Here is a 15,045-nt window from a genome sequence, read left to right on the forward strand (position 1 = left end):
CGGCCGATACCACTTCGCCACCCCTAAATGATCACAAACATGGATCAAAGTGGCTAGTCACCCGTAACCACCGTAGCCAAAAAGCAACAGGCTCCCTGGCGTTGATGAAGTCACACGAAGTCGTTCTGTGCGACCTCGTCAACGTTGACCCATCGATCCTGGAGCGTCGCGGTAGGGGCGCGGCAGCTGCGACCACGCCCGAGGTCGCTGCCTCTCGAGCCGACTGGGACAGCATCCGAACCGGGACGTGATCCCACGGCCGGTGCGGCACTTGATATGAACCCGGCTTGAAGGTCCAGGATGACCGCATGGCGGTGAGCGACGAGGTCCGACGGGCGCTGGACGAGCGGACGACGGTGGAGATCACCACTGTCGGGCGCCGAACCGGGCAGCCACGTCGCATCGAGACATGGCGATACCGGGCAAGCGGCCGCTACTGGCTGACCGGTAGCCCAGGGGCGCGGGACTGGTATGCGAACCTGGCAGCGCATCCGGCATTCACCCTGCATCTCGCCGGGCGGGACGTCAGCGCACACGCGAGGACCGTGACCGACCCGGACGAGCGCGCCCGGGTGTTCGGGGAGATCGTGCCGGGCCTGGACTGGGCCGGCAGCCTGGAGAGCTGGATCGAGGGAAGTCCACTGGTGGAGATCGAGCTGGACTGAGCCGCTGCTCCAGACCCCCGTGCCCCCCGCTCCATCCCGTGGCGCCCGACCCGGTTTCGAGCTGGGACGTGCCGGAAGATCACACGCAGTTCCGGGAGGCGGCAGCGATATTCGCGCTGCGGTCGGTGTCTCGCGTGGGCAGTACCGAACGACCCCGGCTCTCCGGCCGGCCGCCGGCGCTCAGCGGCGGCACATGATGCGCCTGCTGCCGCCGTCCGCGGGCCTCAGTAGTACCAGCGGTCGAGCTGCGTGCCGGAGCACTCCACGGACTGCTCCAGACTCGTCTGCTGCTCCATGATTTCGTGCAACTGCTCGTTGTACGCGTCGACGAGCGCCGTGGTGCTGTAGGCGTCGCTGTCCGGTTCGAGCAGGTCCATCATCGCGGCGTCACGTTGCTGCCGAGTGTCGATCAAGGTCTCGTTGAGCTGGTCCATGGTCTGCCGGCACTGCAGCGCCCGCAGCTCGGCCTCCGCCTGCGACGAGGTGTCGGCCACCGTGCCGGCAGTGGCGTCCGACTCGCTGTCCGCGTTCATCGGGATCCCGGTGGCCGGCAGCCCGCACGCCAGCTGAACCTGGCGGACGTGCGTGTTCAACGACCCGAACAGCGACACCGCCTCGGCGAGATAGTTGCCCATGCCGGCGCTGGGATCCGCGGTGATGGCCTGCCGCAGCGTCTCCATCTGACCGACGTCGGCGGCCAGACCCCGTACCGCGGAGCGCAGTTCGGAGTTCGGAGTTCGTCACCAGCAGCCGGGCCTTGGCCTCCAGTCGGTCCCGGACCTCGCCGAGCGCCGCGCCGGCCTCCATGTCGCCGGCTCCCGTGTCGACGTTCGCCACGTCCACCAGTGACGCGGCGTCGTCGGCGACGGCCGAGCACACCCCGTGCTTGGCGTACGCGGTGACGCCGAACGCCGCACCGCCGCTGAGCACCAGCAGGCCCGCCACACCGGCCGCCACCACAGCGCCGCGCCGGCCCAGCCAGGGCGACTTCGGGGCGGGGGGGCATGGCCCAGGGCGGCGGTGGGGGTGGTGTCGGCCCGTACTGGTGGGTGGCGTTGCTGTTCGCGCCGTCCTCGTTCGTCACAGCGTTCTCCTCGGCGATACGGTCCGGCTCGAGGCCGTACCTGCGTCCGTGCCTGCCGCGTCTATCGGACGCCCGATCGCCGGGTTGAGACGACACCGCCGTGCGCCGGGTTGAGACGACACCGCCGTGCGGCGGGTTGAGACGACACCGCCGTGCGGCGGGGCTGCGGAATCGCTCCGCGGCCCCGCCGTGTTCCGGGTCGATCAGCGCTTCGTCTTGCGGGCCGCGGCCTTCTCGGTGGGGGCGCCGGCCGTCTTCAGGGTGCCGTCCGGGTTCTCCAGGTGGGCGCGGATGAACCAGTGGTACTGCTCCAGCACGCCGGCCTGGCTGACCAGCAGGTCCTCGGTGACCGGGTCGAGCTCCTCGGTCTTCTCGATGGCGGCCCGGTGGTCCTGGATGACACCGGCGTAAACCAGGTCCAGCGCCGCCAGGTGCGCGTCCGCGCCGGCCCGGCCGATCGAGTAGTCGTCCCAGGTGCGCTGGGCGACCAAGGCACCCGGCGTGCCGATGGGGGAGCCACCCAGCGTGGCGATCCGCTCCGCTGTCGCGTCCACCATGGACCGGACCCCGTCGACCTGCGGGTCGAGCATGGTGTGCACGGCGATGAAGGTCGGGCCGACCACGTTCCAGTGGACGTGCTTGAGAGTCAGGGCGAGGTCGTTGAGCGCGTTGAGGCGGTCCTGCAGCGTCGACACGACCTGGGCGGCGGCGTCCGGCTTGAGCCCCGGAACCGTGTAGTTGACTGCGGTGTCGTTCTTGCGTGCCATCGTCGGCCTATCCTCTCGTTTCGAGATCCTCTCGGTGCGAATCCCTGAGGCCAATGCCCGGCACGGCACGCCGCAAACAAGGCTGCCCGGTGGCGGCAGCCGTACCTGGAGTCGGACGCGAACAGCCGGCGGGACGCCGTGGCGTTGATCGGCATCCCCGCACTGCTCGGCGTCGCCGCCGGCACGCTCGCACTCCGGCCCGGCAGCCGCCGGGGCTGAGCCCGGTGGCTCACTTGCCGGCGATCACGGTCCGCTCGCCGGCGAAAACGCCCATCCGGCGGTCCCGCAGCAGTCCCTGGTGCTCCTCGGCACCGAGGTCGGCGTGGACGAGCAGCCCGCAGGCGGCCAGCCGGCGGGCCAGTTCGGGCGGGTCGGCGGCGGTCCGCAAGCCCAGCCGCCGCCTCCAGCCGGCGAAGCGCGGATCGTCGTGGACGCTGCGCGGCAGATAGGTCAGCACGAGCCGGCTGCCCGGCGCCAGCCCGGCGGCGTAGGCGAGCAGGCGGTCAGTGGCGCCGCCCGGTAGGTACATCACCACCGCTTCGCAGAGCACCAGGGTCGGCGCGGCCGGGTCGGCGCCCGCCTCGGCCAGCACGTCGCCGACCGGTTGCGTGACCAGGTCCAGTGGCGCGTAGCGCACGTGGCCGGCGGGTTCTGGCAGAACCCGGGCCAGCGCCACCCGCTTCTCCGCCTGCACCGCCGGCAGATCCAGCTCCCACACCCGCGCCCGGGTCATCTCCGGCATCCGGTACGGCCGGGTGTCCATCCCCGCGCCGATGAGGACCACCTGCCGCACACCGCCGGCGAGCGCGTCGCGGCAGGCGTCGTCGATCACCCGGGTACGGCAGACGACCGCCCCGTAGAAGCCGGGCCCGACCCGTTCGAGCGCGCGCAGGAACGCCCAGCGCAGCGCAGGGTTCGCGACGATGACGGCGGGCCAGCCGGTGAGCAGGCGCTCGGCCAGCGGATCGGAGAACAGCGGACGGCGGGCATGACCTTCGAGCGCCCGCATCATGCCGGCGCCGACGGCGGTCCTCGCCTCCCTGCTGATCGCCACGACCCTCCCCGAGGCCCGGTTGCGAACCCGCAGCCGCATCATAAACGCGCGGCGTCCCGACGCGCGTGGTCACGAGCCGACGGCGAAGCGCTCCACCTTCCCCACCCAGCCAGTCGAGGATCGCGAACCGACGTTCCCGATCAGGCAGGCCGAGCACGGCGCGATCGAAGGGGACCTCGTGCACCTCGCCCAGCCCGAGGGAGGCGTCGCCGGCTCCGGCGGCGTAGCCGACGATGTCCGGCATGTCGGCCGGGATGAACCTGACCCACGAGGTCTTCGCCACCAGCGGCGTGCCAGCGGCGAGGTGCTCACTGTAGAGCGTGGTCACCACGGTCGCGGCCTTGGCGAACCGCTCGGCATCGGGGAGCGGCCGGTCCAGCAGCCGGTGGGGATCGCCCGGAGGATTGGTGTCCACCGATCGAATGCGAATCACGCGTGCCAGCACGGCAGCCACGCTATCCGGCGCCGGTGCTCCGGATCGAGGGACAGCCCGATCACCTATGGTGTAATCGCAGCCACCAAGTGGTTCGGCTTGATCCGTATGCCCGTAGGTAGGGCGATCTCGTTGTGGCGCTGCTCGTTGAGATTCATGTACCGCTGACTCCGACTCCCAATCTCCCGCCCGGCGCCTATCCGCTGCCATGGATTGAGCAGGTGGAGGACTTCCTGGTGGACCTGGAGGAGGAGGGTGCAGCCGAGTCGTACGACGAAGGAACCTCGTTTGGGGCTTACTTCGTCTTCTTTCTGATGTGAGTGCGTCATTCCCGCGAAGGCTTATGCCGTCGGTGTTTCAGAGATCGCGGCTGGCTCCGGTGTCATTTGTCGGTTCCGCTGCGCGGCGGACCTCTGCCATTCTTCGGACCGTTCCCTTTCCGGCGCTTACCGCGCGTGAACAGCAGCCCTTCCATGAGTTCGGGAAACCGGCCGATCATTTTGCGTCGGAGATCTTGAACCATTGGTGCCGGCACCCGGCGTGAGCGCTTGAGCGCCGTTGCCCGATCCGCGGTCAGCGTCTCCGCCTCGGCAGCCGGCGCATCGGCCGCCGATGTTTGATGCGCGGTCGCTGGCACGGTCGCAGACTGCACCTGAACTCCGGAGGGAGCGCGAGCCACGGACGAAGTCACACCTGCCGACGATGCGCGAGCCACGGACGCAGCGCCAGCCACGGACGCAGCGCCAGCCACGGACGCAGCCGGAGCAAGGGGCGAAGCAGCAGCTGCGGACGGCGGCGGATCGCACGGCGCCGGGGTGGCCGGCAACGCCGGGACTTGTGGTGCCGGCTCCGCGGCCGCCGGAGCCTCCATCTGATCACGCAACTGACGAAGCCGCCGAGCGTGCCGTTGCACAAGGCCCCACGCGCGATGCCGCTCGTGCTCACGCCGGAAACGCTCCCCCTCCGGAGAATAATTGCGACGCGCAGCAGGGTCCCGCAGATGCCTCACGGGAAATAAAGAAAGCTGCGCCATGACCCCATTGTCGCCGCCCTCACCGGAAACCGGCCAACAGAAATCACTAATACCTCACATGAGCTCCGGTCATGATCGCCACCCATCCGCGTTCTGCGGGAATCTCGAAACAGGATAAGCAATCTTGGAGCCCATGCGGCGTTCATTGTTCTGCTGAGATCCGGTCACTCGTGAACGGCAGGGCCGTCACTCTCCGTCCGGGATCCAAGCTTGCTCAAATTCGATCCCCGTGATCTCGAAGCAGTTCCAGTCATCGCCAGAGTCGTAGAGGCTCGTTCGACCGAGACCGCCGTAGCGGTCCTCGGTCCTTACTGCCGCGGTCCGAGCAGTCACGAACGGCCTGGCCGTCGCGGCCGGGTCGCGTGCTTGGTCGGACCGCTGATCTAGGCTCCTCCGGTGGGTACGCACGATGTTCTGACCACTGGCAGGTTGGCAAATGGCCTCTACGTCGAATATCTCGGTGAGACGACCACCGACGATCTGATGGTGGGTGTGGGCGACCCGCCGCCCCTGTGCGACCGCCTCTGGCACGGGCATCCCGGCGTCATCTGGGAGCCGGCCCCGCAGCACGTCCAAGTGACGTGGGTAGGCCTGGAGGACACGGTCCAGAGCTTCGGAATCGGGTACAGCTGTAACTATCACGGCAGGTACGGCCTGGGCGTCATCACCGCCGCCGAATACGAGAAACGGCGCCGCCGCGTACTGGCAGGGCAGACACCTCAGGAATGAACGACTGCAGCGGCGGAACGTGCTCTCGTGCCGCAGAGAACGCGCGTGGTAGCCGTCTCGACCAACACGAGGCGTGGACGTAAGCCATCGCGTGCAATTAGGACATAGCGTTAGCATCGCGTCCGTGATCGAGGACTTCGCGAGCCGGCTCCTGCGCGACATGGCCCGCCTCGACCCTTGCACGGCGGTGGTGGACGCTGGCGAGCAAGATGTCGATGGGCTCACCGACTACAGTCCGGACGGTCACCAGGCTCGCGCCGATCTCGGTGCCTCGGCCCTGCGCGACCTGGAAACCCTGCCTGCGACGAGCCCGCTGCATGCTCATCTTGTCGAACGGCTGCGGGCCCGTATCGCCTTTCACGAGGCCGGGGAGGATCTGCGGGAACTGCATGCGGCGGCCACCGGCCCGCTCCAGCTGATCCGGCAGTCGGTCGAGGCCGCGGTGCCCGGCCGTGACGCTGAGGGCGCAGCCTACGAGGACGGCTGGGCTCGCGTCGCCGCGCGTCAGGCCGCGATACCCGTCGCCTTGACCGGGTACACCAGCAGCCTCCTGCTCGCTGCCGAGCGCGGTCACCTGCCGACGCAGCGCCAGGTGGAGCTCGTGACGCAGCGCTGCCGCAACTGGGTCGACGATGACATCGCCCTGGTCGAGCGCTACGGCGGTGGGCGGCAGCAGGCAGCGGCGCAGCAGGCTCGCGTGGCGTACCAGAAACTGGCTGCGACGCTGACCGCGGACCTGGCGCCGCAGGCGCGCAGCCAGGAGGCTTTCGGGCCGCAGCGATACGAACTCTGGGTGCGGAACTTCCTCGGAACCGAGCCGGATCTGCGCGAGCTCTACGCCTGGGGCTGGGACGAGTTCACCAGGATCGAGGCGGAGCTGGTCGCAGAAGCGAAGGCCCTGGGCGGGACCGTCCCCGAGGTGATCGATCGGCTCGAGGAGCCCGGCGCGCCGGGTATCCTGCACAGCCGGGCAGCGTTCGGTGCATGGCTGCAGGAGCTGCTGGAGGCCACCATCGAACAGGTGGACGGCGTGTATTTCGACATCCCCGCGCCGCTGCGGCGCATCGAGTCCCGAGTGACGGTGTCGGGCGGCATCGCCTACACCGGGCCGTCGCGGGACCTGACGCGGCCGGGCCGGGTCTGGTGGCTCCTGCCCGAGGGGCAGGAGAGCTTCCCCACCTGGTGGGCCCAGAGCACCGCGTACCACGAGGGCGTTCCCGGCCACCATCTTCACATCGGTCATGAGGCATGCCAGGGCGGCCTCGGGCAACGACTGAGCCTGCTCGGCGGGCTCTCCGGCTGCCAGGAGGGCTGGGCGCTGTACGCCGAGCGGTTCATGGACGAACTCGGGTACTACGAGCAGCCGGGCGCACGACTGGGGTATCTGTTCTCGCATCTACTGCGGGCCGCACGGGTCGTACTCGATATCGGTCTGCACCTGCGGCTGCCGGTGCCGTCCGGTGGCGGCGCATCATGGACGCCGGATGCCGCGCTGCAGCTGCTGCAAGATCGTTGCCATCAAGGGCCGTACGCGTCCCCGGAGCTCGCGCGTTATCTGGGCAGGCCAGGCCAGGCGCTGACCTACAAGGTGGGTGAGCGGGTGTGGCTGGCCGGCCGCGCGTCCTTTAGCGGCGACCAGCGAGCGTTCCATCGTCGGGCGCTGAACGTAGGTTCGCTGGGATTGGGCCAGCTGAGGACAGCGCTGACCGGATAGCCACCCGTCAGGCCCGGATCCGCCGCCGGGCAGGGCTCGCCACGTGCAGCCGTTGTCGACCAGATAGCGGATCACGTCGACGATCTCGCGGCGCGGGTGCGCTTCCGGGCGTCCATCGGTCGGTGTGGCGCAGGCCGGTCCCTGCGGGTCCGGGTCAGCGGGGTCAGGTTCTCCGCGGCCAGCAGCTCACGCACGAACCGGAGCAGGACTGGACCTGGTAGGCCGGCGAGGGGACGCGGGCGGTGGCAGCAGCGCCGCCCGCGTCCCCGGGGTGCGGGGTCAGGAACTCGTGGCGGCGAACTCCTTCTCCCGCGGCTCGTCCGGCCGGGCCGGGGCGGCGAGCTGCTTGGTGAGCTGCTCGCCCTCGACGTCGATGTTGGGGAGGAGATGGTCGAGCCAGCCGGGGAGCCACCACGCCGCGCGCCCGAGCAGGGACATCACGGCGGGGACGATGGTCATCCGGACTAGGAAGGCGTCAACGGCGACGCCGAAGGCCAGGGCGAAGCCGAGGCTCTTGATGATGGTGTCGTCGGCGAGGATGAAGCCGGCGAAGACGCTGATCATGATGAGGGCGGCGGCGGTGACGACGCGGGCGCCGTGCTTCATGCCGGAGACCATGGCGTCGTCGGGGGAGGCGCCGTGGACGAATTCCTCGCGGGCGCGGGTGACCAGGAAGACCTCGTAGTCCATGGCGAGGCCGAACAGGATGCCGATCAGGAAGATCGGCATGACGCTGACGAGCGGACCGGTCGTCTCCACGCCGAACAGGCCGGCGAGGTGGCCGTTCTGGAAGACCGCGACGATGGCGCCGAACGCCGCCGCCACGGACAGCAGGAACCCGACGGTCGCCTTGATCGGCACGAGCAGGCTGCGGAAGACGAGCATGAGCAGAAGGAACGCGAGGCCGACGACGATCGCGAGGTAGGGGACGAGCGCGTCGCTCAGCTTCTCCGAGATGTCGATGTTGACGGCGGTGGCGCCGGTGACGGCCAGGCCGGTGATGCCGAGGCCGCGGATGGCGTGCACCAGGTCGGTGGTGGCTTCGCTGGTCGGGCCGGAGGCGGGGATGACGGTCAGCATCGCGGTGTCGCCGGCAGCCTTGTCGAGCACCGGCGGGGTGACCGTGACGACGTCGTCGAGCCCGGCGATGGCCTTCGTGACGGTGTCGCCCTGGGCGGCGGCTCCCTCGACCACCACGACGAGCGGGCCGTTGAAGCCGGCGCCGAAGCCGTCGGCGAGCTGGTCGTAGGCCTTGCGCTGGGTGGAGTCGACCGCGGCGGTGGAGTCGTCGGGCATGGCCAGGCGCAGGTCCAGGGCCGGGACGGCGACCGCGGCGATCAGGCCGAGCGAGACCAGCAGCGCGGCCCAGCGGTGCTTGAGCACGCCCCGGCCCCAGCGCTCGCCGAACGTGACCTTGTGGGCGGGCTGGCCCGGTGCGTCGCGGTGCTTCCGGGGCAGGATCTTGCGGCCGGCGAAGCCGAGGATCGCGGGCACCACGCTCAGGGTGACGACCACGGCGACGGCGACCGTGCCGGCGGCGGCCCAGCCCATCGCGGCCAGGAACGGGATGCCGGTGACGCTGAGCGCGGCGAGCGCGATGATCACGGTCAGGCCGGCGAAGACCACGGCGGATCCGGCGGTGCCGACAGCCCGTCCGGCGGCCTCCTCGCCGTCGCGGCCGGCGGCCAGCTCGCCGCGGTAGCGGGAGACGACGAACAGCGCGTAGTCGATGCCGACCGCCAGGCCGAGCATGGTCGCGAGCACCGGGGTGGTGGCGGACAGGTCGAGGAATCCGGTGGCGATCTGGATGCCGAGCATGCCGAGCCCGACGCCGATCAGCGCGGTCAGCAGCGGCAGCCCCGCCGCGACGAGCGACCCGAAGGTGATGATCAGGACGACCGCTGCGACGGCCACGCCGAGGGCCTCGGAGGTGTGGCTCATCTCGGTGGTCTTGGTGACCTCACCGGAGAACTCCACACCGATGCCGGCGGCCCTCGCGGTCTCGCCGGCGGCGAGCATCGCCTCCCGGTTCTCGATGCTGACGTCGGTCACCGGAACGGAGTAGGTGACCGTCGCATACGCGGTCTGCCCGTCCTGCGAGACGACCGGGTCGGCGACCGAGGCCACCTGCGGCGCCTTTTCCAGCGCGGCGACCGTGCCGGCAAGGTCAGCGCCGGTGATCTCGGCGTCCCCGGAGACGGTGAACACGACTCTCGCCGAGGCCGCGTCGGAGCCGCCGCCGAACTTCTCCTCCAGGATCGTCAGCGCCTTCGACGACTCGGTGCCGGGGATCTCGAACGCGCCGGACGTCGGCTTCGACAGGGTCAGCGCGCCGAGCGTGGCGACCGCGAGCAGCAACAGCCAGGCGCCGAGGGTGAGCCGGCGCCGCCGGTACGAGAACCGGCCGAGCCGGTAGAGCAGGGTAGCCACGCAGTCCTCCGTTGGTCGTGAACGCTGCGCGCATCACGATCCCGGCAAACGGAGCTGTGGTCGTCCTGTCAGCGCAGGCATCGCGGGTACTGCGAACGCAGTAAATCGGCGAGCCGGGGATACTGCGTGAACAGGATGATGCCGCCGCCGCGACGGCCTACGGTCGTGGACATGTACGACGCGAGCGCTCCGTGGGTGCCACCGTGGCTGGCCCGGCACATGACCTGGGTCAGTGACGTCACCCTGGCCGCCGCGCTCGCCGTGATCACCCTGACGCTGCAGCCCTGGGCACAGACGACACGGCTGATCGTGCTGGCGGCGGTGTTCTCGGTCGTCGCCTCGCTGCTGCGCCGCAGGCACCCGGTCGGGGTGCTCGCCACGGCCACGGCGTTCACGATCATCACGATCCCGGCCGACCACGGGGTGCCGGGCTTGTTCGTCACCACCGGCGCGCTGACCTATGCGGCAGCGCTCCACAGCCCTCGCCGCCGGCCGTGGTTCTATGCGCGCACGGTGTGGATCTCGCTGGTGGTCACCAGTCTGATCAGCGATTACGCCGGCTGGTGGGGCTGGCATCAGATCGCGTTGTTCGCGTTCTTCTTCGGCGGCGCGGGCGCCGGTGACTCGGTGCGCATGCGCCGGGCGTACATCCAGGAGGTGACCGAGAGGGCACGCCAGGCGGAACAGACCCGCGAGCAGGAGGCACAACGCAGGGTGATCGATGAGCGTCTGCGGATCGCCCGGGAGCTGCACGACGTGGTGGCGCACCACATCGCGGTGATCAGCGTGCACGCGGGCGCGGCCGGACACGTGCTGCGCAACGATCCGGAGAGGGTGTGGCCGGTCCTCGAGCACATCCGCGGCGCTGCCGACACGGTCCTGGAGGAGATCAAGTCGGTGATCAGCGTGCTGCGCGACCCGGACGAGGTCGTGCTCACCGAGCCGCTGCCCGGCCTGGACCGGCTCGACGACCTGCTCGGCACCCTGCGGACGGCGGGCTTCGCCGTGCGGTCGCAGCAGCGCGGTGACGCCCGGCCGCTGCCGGCGATCGCGGATCTGGCCGCCTACCGGATCGTGCAGGAGGCCCTGACGAACGCGCACCGGTACGGCGACGGCGAGGCGCTGCTGGACATCGAGTACGAGCGGGACGCCGTCACGATCCAGGTGACCAACCGGATCGCGTGGCCGGGGCCGCGGCGTTCCGGGTCGGGTTACGGGCTGCTCGGCATGCGCGAACGCGCGGCCGTCGCGCACGGGACCATCACGGCGGGGCCGCTTCCCGGTGGCTGGTTCCGGGTGCGTGCGGTGCTGCCCGTCGCGGTGTCGGCCTCTGAAAGGATCTTGGGGTGACGATTCGTGTCCTGCTCGCCGACGACCAGGCCCTGATCCGGGCCGGTTTTCGCATGATCGTCGATGCGGAGCCCGGCTTCGAGGTCGCCGGCGAGGCGAGCGACGGCAAGGAGGCCGTGGATCTCTGCCACTCCGCGCGGGTCGACGTGGTGCTGATGGACATCCGGATGCCGCACATGGACGGCATCGAGGCGACGCGGCGCATCTGCGCCGACGAGCGATTGGCGGGGGTCCGCGTCCTGGTGCTCACCACGTTCGACAACGACGACAACGTGGTGCTGGCGTTGCAGGCCGGCGCGAGCGGGTTCCTCGGCAAGAACGTCGCCCCGCCGGAGCTGGTCACCGCGATCCGGGTCGTCGCCGGCGGCGAGGCGCTGCTGTCGCCGCGGGCCACCCGAGGCCTGGTGAGCCGGTTCATCCACCAGATCCAGCCGCCGGTGACCCGCCGCCTGCCCGCCCTCGACCTGGTCACCGAGCGGGAGATGGAGATTCTGATCCTGGTCGCGCACGGGCTGTCCAACGACGAGATCGCGCAGCGCCTCTACGTGTCGCCGCTGACCGTGAAGACCCACGTCAACCGTACGATGGTCAAGCTGAACGCCCGTGATCGGGCACAGCTGGTGGTGATCGCGTACCAGAACGCGTTGGTGCGCCCCAGCGACGTCCTCGCCGACTGAAGTCGGCGGAGAGCCGACGCAGAGCCGACGCAGAGCCGATGGAAAGCCGACGGAGAGCCGACGGAGAGCCGACTTAGGGAGGTATCGCGGTGGAGTACACACGGCTCGGCCGGACCGGGCTGCGGGTGAGCAGGATCGGGCTGGGGTGCATGAGCTACGGCCAGGCCGCGGCCGGCATGCACCAGTGGACCCTGGACGAGGAGGCCGCCGCGCCGTTCTTCCGGCAGGCCGTCGAGCTTGGTGTGACGTTCTGGGACACCGCGAACGTGTACCAGGGTGGCACTTCGGAGGAGTTCGTCGGGCGGGCGATCCGCCGGTTCTCGCGGCGGGAGGACATCGTGCTGGCCACCAAGGTCAGCGGGAAGACGCATGACGGACCGGGCGGCAGCGGGCTGTCCCGCGCGGCGATCCTGGAACAGGCCGATGCCTCGCTGCGCCGGCTGGGCACCGACTACATCGACGTCTACTACATTCACCGCTTCGACCCCGAGACGCCGGTCGAGGAGACCATGCGGGCCCTCGACGACCTGGTCCGGGCCGGCAAGGTGCGCTATCTCGGCGCGTCCTCGATGTGGGCGTGGCAGTTCGCGAAGGCACAGCACGCCGCCGTGGTGAACGGGTGGACGACGTTCGCGGCCATGCAGGACCAGTACAACGTGCTCAAACGTGAGGAAGAGCGCGACATGATCCCGATGTGCCTCGATCAGGGTGTCGGCCTGACGCCGTACTCCCCGCTGGCGAAGGGGCGCGCCGCCCGGCCGTGGGGGCAGCAGACGGCCCGGTCGTCGTCGGACAACGTCGCCAAGGCGTTCGACCGCGACGTCGACGAGCCCGTGGTGCACGCGATTCAGCAGGTCGCGGAGGCTCGCGGCGTCGCGATGGCGCGGGTGGCGCTCGCCTGGGTGCTGTCCAAGCCGGTCGTCTCCTGCCCGATCGTGGGAGCCACCAAGCCGCACCACCTCCAGGACGCGGTCGCCGCCCTCGACCTCACGCTGACCGAGGACGAGATCGCTCAGCTGGAGGCGCCTTACCTGCCCCAGGACAACTACTGGTGGTGAGCCAGGTGAGCGCGATCCACCTCGTAACCCTTGCCGTGGTACGCGGGGTGGAACTGAAAGCCGATATCGGGGCGGCGTCCGGCTTCGCGGGGAGCCAGATGCCGATGTCGCCGATCACCCGGTCGGCCCGATGCTGGACGGCGCGTCCGGGCCAGGCGTCGAGCGCCTGGTCGTCGGGCGCTGCCTGACCCTTCAGGAAGCCGGCTGCGGGGGTCGTGAGGATCATTCCGGCGGATTCCGAGCCATGGCGGGGTGGTCAGTTCGTATCCAAGTCCGGGGTCGTTCGGGAAGAGGGCCACCGGCACAACAAATCGAGGCGGGTTCGCGTTCTTCTATCGGCGACACATCGACGGGGAGGGACATGTGCAGTTCGAGGAGTTCGCGGCGGCGCGGTTGCCGGCTCTGCTGCGGTACGCGATCCTGCTGTCCGGCGACCGGGAGCAGGCGAGCGACCTGGTGCAGGACGTGCTGACCAAGGCGCTGCTGAAGTGGCGCCGGATCGGTGCGCTGGAAGAACCGTACGCCTACGTCCGCACCATGCTGACCAACGAGTATCTGTCGTTCCTGCGGCGGCGACGGGTACCGACCGTGCCGCTGAGCTGGACCACGCGGGACACCGCCGCAGCGGCGGAACCGGCGCCGGACCGGCCCGATGAGGAGGTGTGGCGGCTGCTCGGCGGGCTGCCCCGCCAGCAACGCGCGGTGATCGTGCTGCGCTACTACGAGGGTCTCAGCGACCCGGAGATCGCTGAGGTGCTCCGGTGCCGGCCCACGACCGTCCGCGGGTACGCGAGCCGGGCGCTGGCCACGCTCCGCGTCGAGTTGAGCCCGACAACCGCCCCGCCAGTGGAGGTGCTGTGATGCGTACCCTCGAAGATCTTCAGCAATCGCTGGCGCGCCGCGCCGAGGCCGCGCCGGACGGAGCCGGCATGGTGGAACGGGCCCGCGCCGGCGCAGGGCGGATCCGGCGCCGACGGCGGATCGTCCAGGGCGCCGCCACCGTGGTCGCGGTGGCCGCCGCGGCGGTGACAGTGCCGCTGGCCCTGCGCGAGACGACCCCGCCGGACCCCGCCGAGGCGCCGCCGCCGTTCCGGAGCGTGACCGAACTGTCCGCCGCGATGGCGCCCGGCTCCGACTTCGTGATCCCGTGGCGCAGCAGCGCCGGCGACCGCGAGCAGGCCCAGGTCGTCCACCGGGCCGCGGTGACCGCCGCCCGGCCCGACCAGCTGACCGTCAACGAGGGTGCCGGCGTGCTGGTGTTCGACCCCGGCGCCTACGACCCGGCCGCGCTGCGCCGGGGGGAGCCGGTCACCGTCGGCGGGCGGCAGGCCTGGTACGCGCCGGACCTGCCGGTCGAGGAGGACATGTCCCTGGACGGCCGGAACGCCCCGGCGCTGACGAACGGGCCGGCCCTCGGCTGGCAGGAGCCCTCCGGCGCCTGGGTCGTCCTGTTCCGGCACTCGGTGACGCCGGCGGTACGGGCGGACCTGATCGAGGTGGCGCGCGACCTGCGGGTCCAGGATCCGCCGCAGCCGGTCCGCGCGCCGTTCCGGTTCGGCTGGCTCGCGCCGGGCCTGCGGGTCACCGGGCTGCAACTGCACGACTCCGCGCTGCTCAGCGGCAAGTCGGCGGCGGTGACGTACGGATACGACAGCGGGCCGGCAGGGGACGTGTCGATGACCGTCTTCGCGGTGACGGGCGAGGGCGACCGTGACTGGGAGATGATCCGCCCGGCGCTGCCGGCGCCGCAGCGGGTCGGCGGGCACGACGCCTGGTACGTGGACCGGCCGAACGACGCGCTCGCACCGGCCGAGGGCGGCAGCATCGTCGTCGTGGACACCGGGGCCTGCCACCTTCAGCTGAGCGTCGCGGACAGCACCCGGATCCCGGAGGCGGACGCGATGCGGATGGCCGGGGAACTCACCGTCAGCGACTGCGGCGACCTGGACACCTGGCTGCCGCTGACCGAGTGACGAGCCGCTGTGGCCCGCCGCCGCGCAGCGGGGCTTGTGGTGCCGACCTCGATCCCCGCTGCCGGCGTCGTCGTGCCG

Annotated in this window: 15 protein-coding genes and 1 pseudogene; 10 read left to right on the forward strand and 6 right to left on the reverse strand. The window is 70.4% G+C overall.

The window, feature by feature from the left end; genetic code table 11:
• The first annotated feature begins 287 nt into the window (after positions 1 to 287).
• On the forward strand, positions 288 to 665 hold the full coding sequence (locus AB0F72_RS30145) for a nitroreductase/quinone reductase family protein (protein WP_360438009.1): 378 nt from the start codon (positions 288 to 290) through the stop codon (positions 663 to 665).
• Positions 666 to 889: 224 nt separating this feature from the next.
• Here the strand turns inward: AB0F72_RS30145 and AB0F72_RS30150 are convergent, their stop codons facing one another.
• From AB0F72_RS30150 to AB0F72_RS30160, 3 genes are all read right to left on the reverse strand, one after another.
• Positions 890 to 1,345, reverse strand: a complete 456-nt coding sequence (locus AB0F72_RS30150; RefSeq protein ID WP_360438012.1) for a hypothetical protein — start codon at positions 1,343 to 1,345, stop codon at positions 890 to 892.
• A gap of 607 nt (positions 1,346 to 1,952) precedes the next feature.
• On the reverse strand, positions 1,953 to 2,516 hold the full coding sequence (locus tag AB0F72_RS30155) for a DNA starvation/stationary phase protection protein (protein ID WP_360438015.1): 564 nt from the start codon (positions 2,514 to 2,516) through the stop codon (positions 1,953 to 1,955).
• A 229-nt stretch (positions 2,517 to 2,745) separates the two neighbouring features.
• A complete protein-coding gene (locus tag AB0F72_RS30160; protein ID WP_360438018.1) occupies positions 2,746 to 3,570 on the reverse strand; it encodes an SAM-dependent methyltransferase in 825 nt (274 codons plus the stop codon).
• A 567-nt stretch (positions 3,571 to 4,137) separates the two neighbouring features.
• On the opposite strand from AB0F72_RS30160, the gene AB0F72_RS30165 reads away from it, so the two are divergent.
• Positions 4,138 to 4,323 (forward strand): hypothetical protein, encoded by a 186-nt coding sequence (locus AB0F72_RS30165; protein WP_360438021.1) that lies wholly within the window; start codon positions 4,138 to 4,140, stop codon positions 4,321 to 4,323.
• 62 nt (positions 4,324 to 4,385) lie between these two features.
• Here AB0F72_RS30165 and AB0F72_RS30170 read toward each other — a convergent pair whose 3' ends face one another.
• Positions 4,386 to 4,640: a hypothetical protein gene (locus AB0F72_RS30170; protein ID WP_360438024.1), complete on the reverse strand. Its 255-nt coding sequence runs from the start codon at positions 4,638 to 4,640 to the stop codon at positions 4,386 to 4,388.
• Positions 4,641 to 5,432: 792 nt separating this feature from the next.
• On the opposite strand from AB0F72_RS30170, the gene AB0F72_RS30175 reads away from it, so the two are divergent.
• Positions 5,433 to 5,765 (forward strand): hypothetical protein, encoded by a 333-nt coding sequence (locus AB0F72_RS30175; RefSeq protein ID WP_360438027.1) that lies wholly within the window; start codon positions 5,433 to 5,435, stop codon positions 5,763 to 5,765.
• A gap of 124 nt (positions 5,766 to 5,889) precedes the next feature.
• The gene (locus AB0F72_RS30180; RefSeq protein WP_360438030.1) at positions 5,890 to 7,479 is read left to right on the forward strand and encodes a DUF885 domain-containing protein; all 1,590 of its coding nucleotides are present in this window, start codon (positions 5,890 to 5,892) and stop codon (positions 7,477 to 7,479) included.
• Positions 7,480 to 7,503: 24 nt separating this feature from the next.
• Here the strand turns inward: AB0F72_RS30180 and AB0F72_RS30185 are convergent.
• Positions 7,504 to 7,596: pseudogene (locus tag AB0F72_RS30185) on the reverse strand (transposase); the annotation flags it as partial.
• 162 nt (positions 7,597 to 7,758) lie between these two features.
• A complete protein-coding gene (locus tag AB0F72_RS30190) occupies positions 7,759 to 9,909 on the reverse strand; it encodes an MMPL family transporter (protein ID WP_360438033.1) in 2,151 nt (716 codons plus the stop codon).
• A 171-nt stretch (positions 9,910 to 10,080) separates the two neighbouring features.
• Between AB0F72_RS30190 and AB0F72_RS30195 the strand changes: the two genes are divergently transcribed.
• The 6 genes from AB0F72_RS30195 (at position 10,081) to AB0F72_RS30220 (ending at position 14,967) form a co-directional block, all read left to right on the forward strand.
• Positions 10,081 to 11,259 (forward strand): histidine kinase, encoded by a 1,179-nt coding sequence (locus AB0F72_RS30195; protein ID WP_360438036.1) that lies wholly within the window; start codon positions 10,081 to 10,083, stop codon positions 11,257 to 11,259.
• A complete protein-coding gene (locus AB0F72_RS30200) occupies positions 11,256 to 11,936 on the forward strand; it encodes a response regulator transcription factor (protein WP_360438039.1) in 681 nt (226 codons plus the stop codon). The genes AB0F72_RS30195 and AB0F72_RS30200 overlap by 4 nt, the downstream gene beginning before the upstream one ends.
• Before the next feature lie 89 nt (positions 11,937 to 12,025).
• Positions 12,026 to 12,994 carry an aldo/keto reductase gene (locus tag AB0F72_RS30205; RefSeq protein ID WP_360438042.1) on the forward strand — a complete coding sequence of 323 codons (969 nt, stop codon included), beginning with the start codon at positions 12,026 to 12,028 and terminating at the stop codon, positions 12,992 to 12,994.
• Between the two features lie 5 nt (positions 12,995 to 12,999).
• On the forward strand, positions 13,000 to 13,182 hold the full coding sequence (locus tag AB0F72_RS30210) for a hypothetical protein (RefSeq protein WP_360438045.1): 183 nt from the start codon (positions 13,000 to 13,002) through the stop codon (positions 13,180 to 13,182).
• A 175-nt stretch (positions 13,183 to 13,357) separates the two neighbouring features.
• Positions 13,358 to 13,855, forward strand: coding sequence for a SigE family RNA polymerase sigma factor (locus tag AB0F72_RS30215; protein ID WP_360438048.1), 498 nt, complete (start codon positions 13,358 to 13,360; stop codon positions 13,853 to 13,855).
• Complete coding sequence (locus tag AB0F72_RS30220; RefSeq protein ID WP_360438051.1) at positions 13,855 to 14,967, forward strand: hypothetical protein; 1,113 nt, start codon at positions 13,855 to 13,857, stop codon at positions 14,965 to 14,967. Before AB0F72_RS30215 ends, AB0F72_RS30220 begins: the two co-directional genes overlap by 1 nt.
• The last annotated feature ends 78 nt before the right edge of the window (positions 14,968 to 15,045 follow it).

Source organism: Actinoplanes sp. NPDC023936 (assembly GCF_040639325.1).
GTDB lineage: Bacteria > Actinomycetota > Actinomycetes > Mycobacteriales > Micromonosporaceae > Actinoplanes.

What these genes read in the sequence shown, in the direction of transcription:
- AB0F72_RS30150 (WP_360438012.1), bottom strand. Translation starts at nt 1,345, where the DNA reads ATGGAGACGCTGCGGCAGGCCATCACCGCGGATCCCAGCGCCGGCATG.
- AB0F72_RS30220 (WP_360438051.1), top strand. Translation starts at nt 13,855, where the DNA reads ATGCGTACCCTCGAAGATCTTCAGCAATCGCTGGCGCGCCGCGCCGAG.
- AB0F72_RS30155 (WP_360438015.1), bottom strand. Translation starts at nt 2,516, where the DNA reads ATGGCACGCAAGAACGACACCGCAGTCAACTACACGGTTCCGGGGCTC.
- AB0F72_RS30195 (WP_360438036.1), top strand. Translation starts at nt 10,081, where the DNA reads ATGTACGACGCGAGCGCTCCGTGGGTGCCACCGTGGCTGGCCCGGCAC.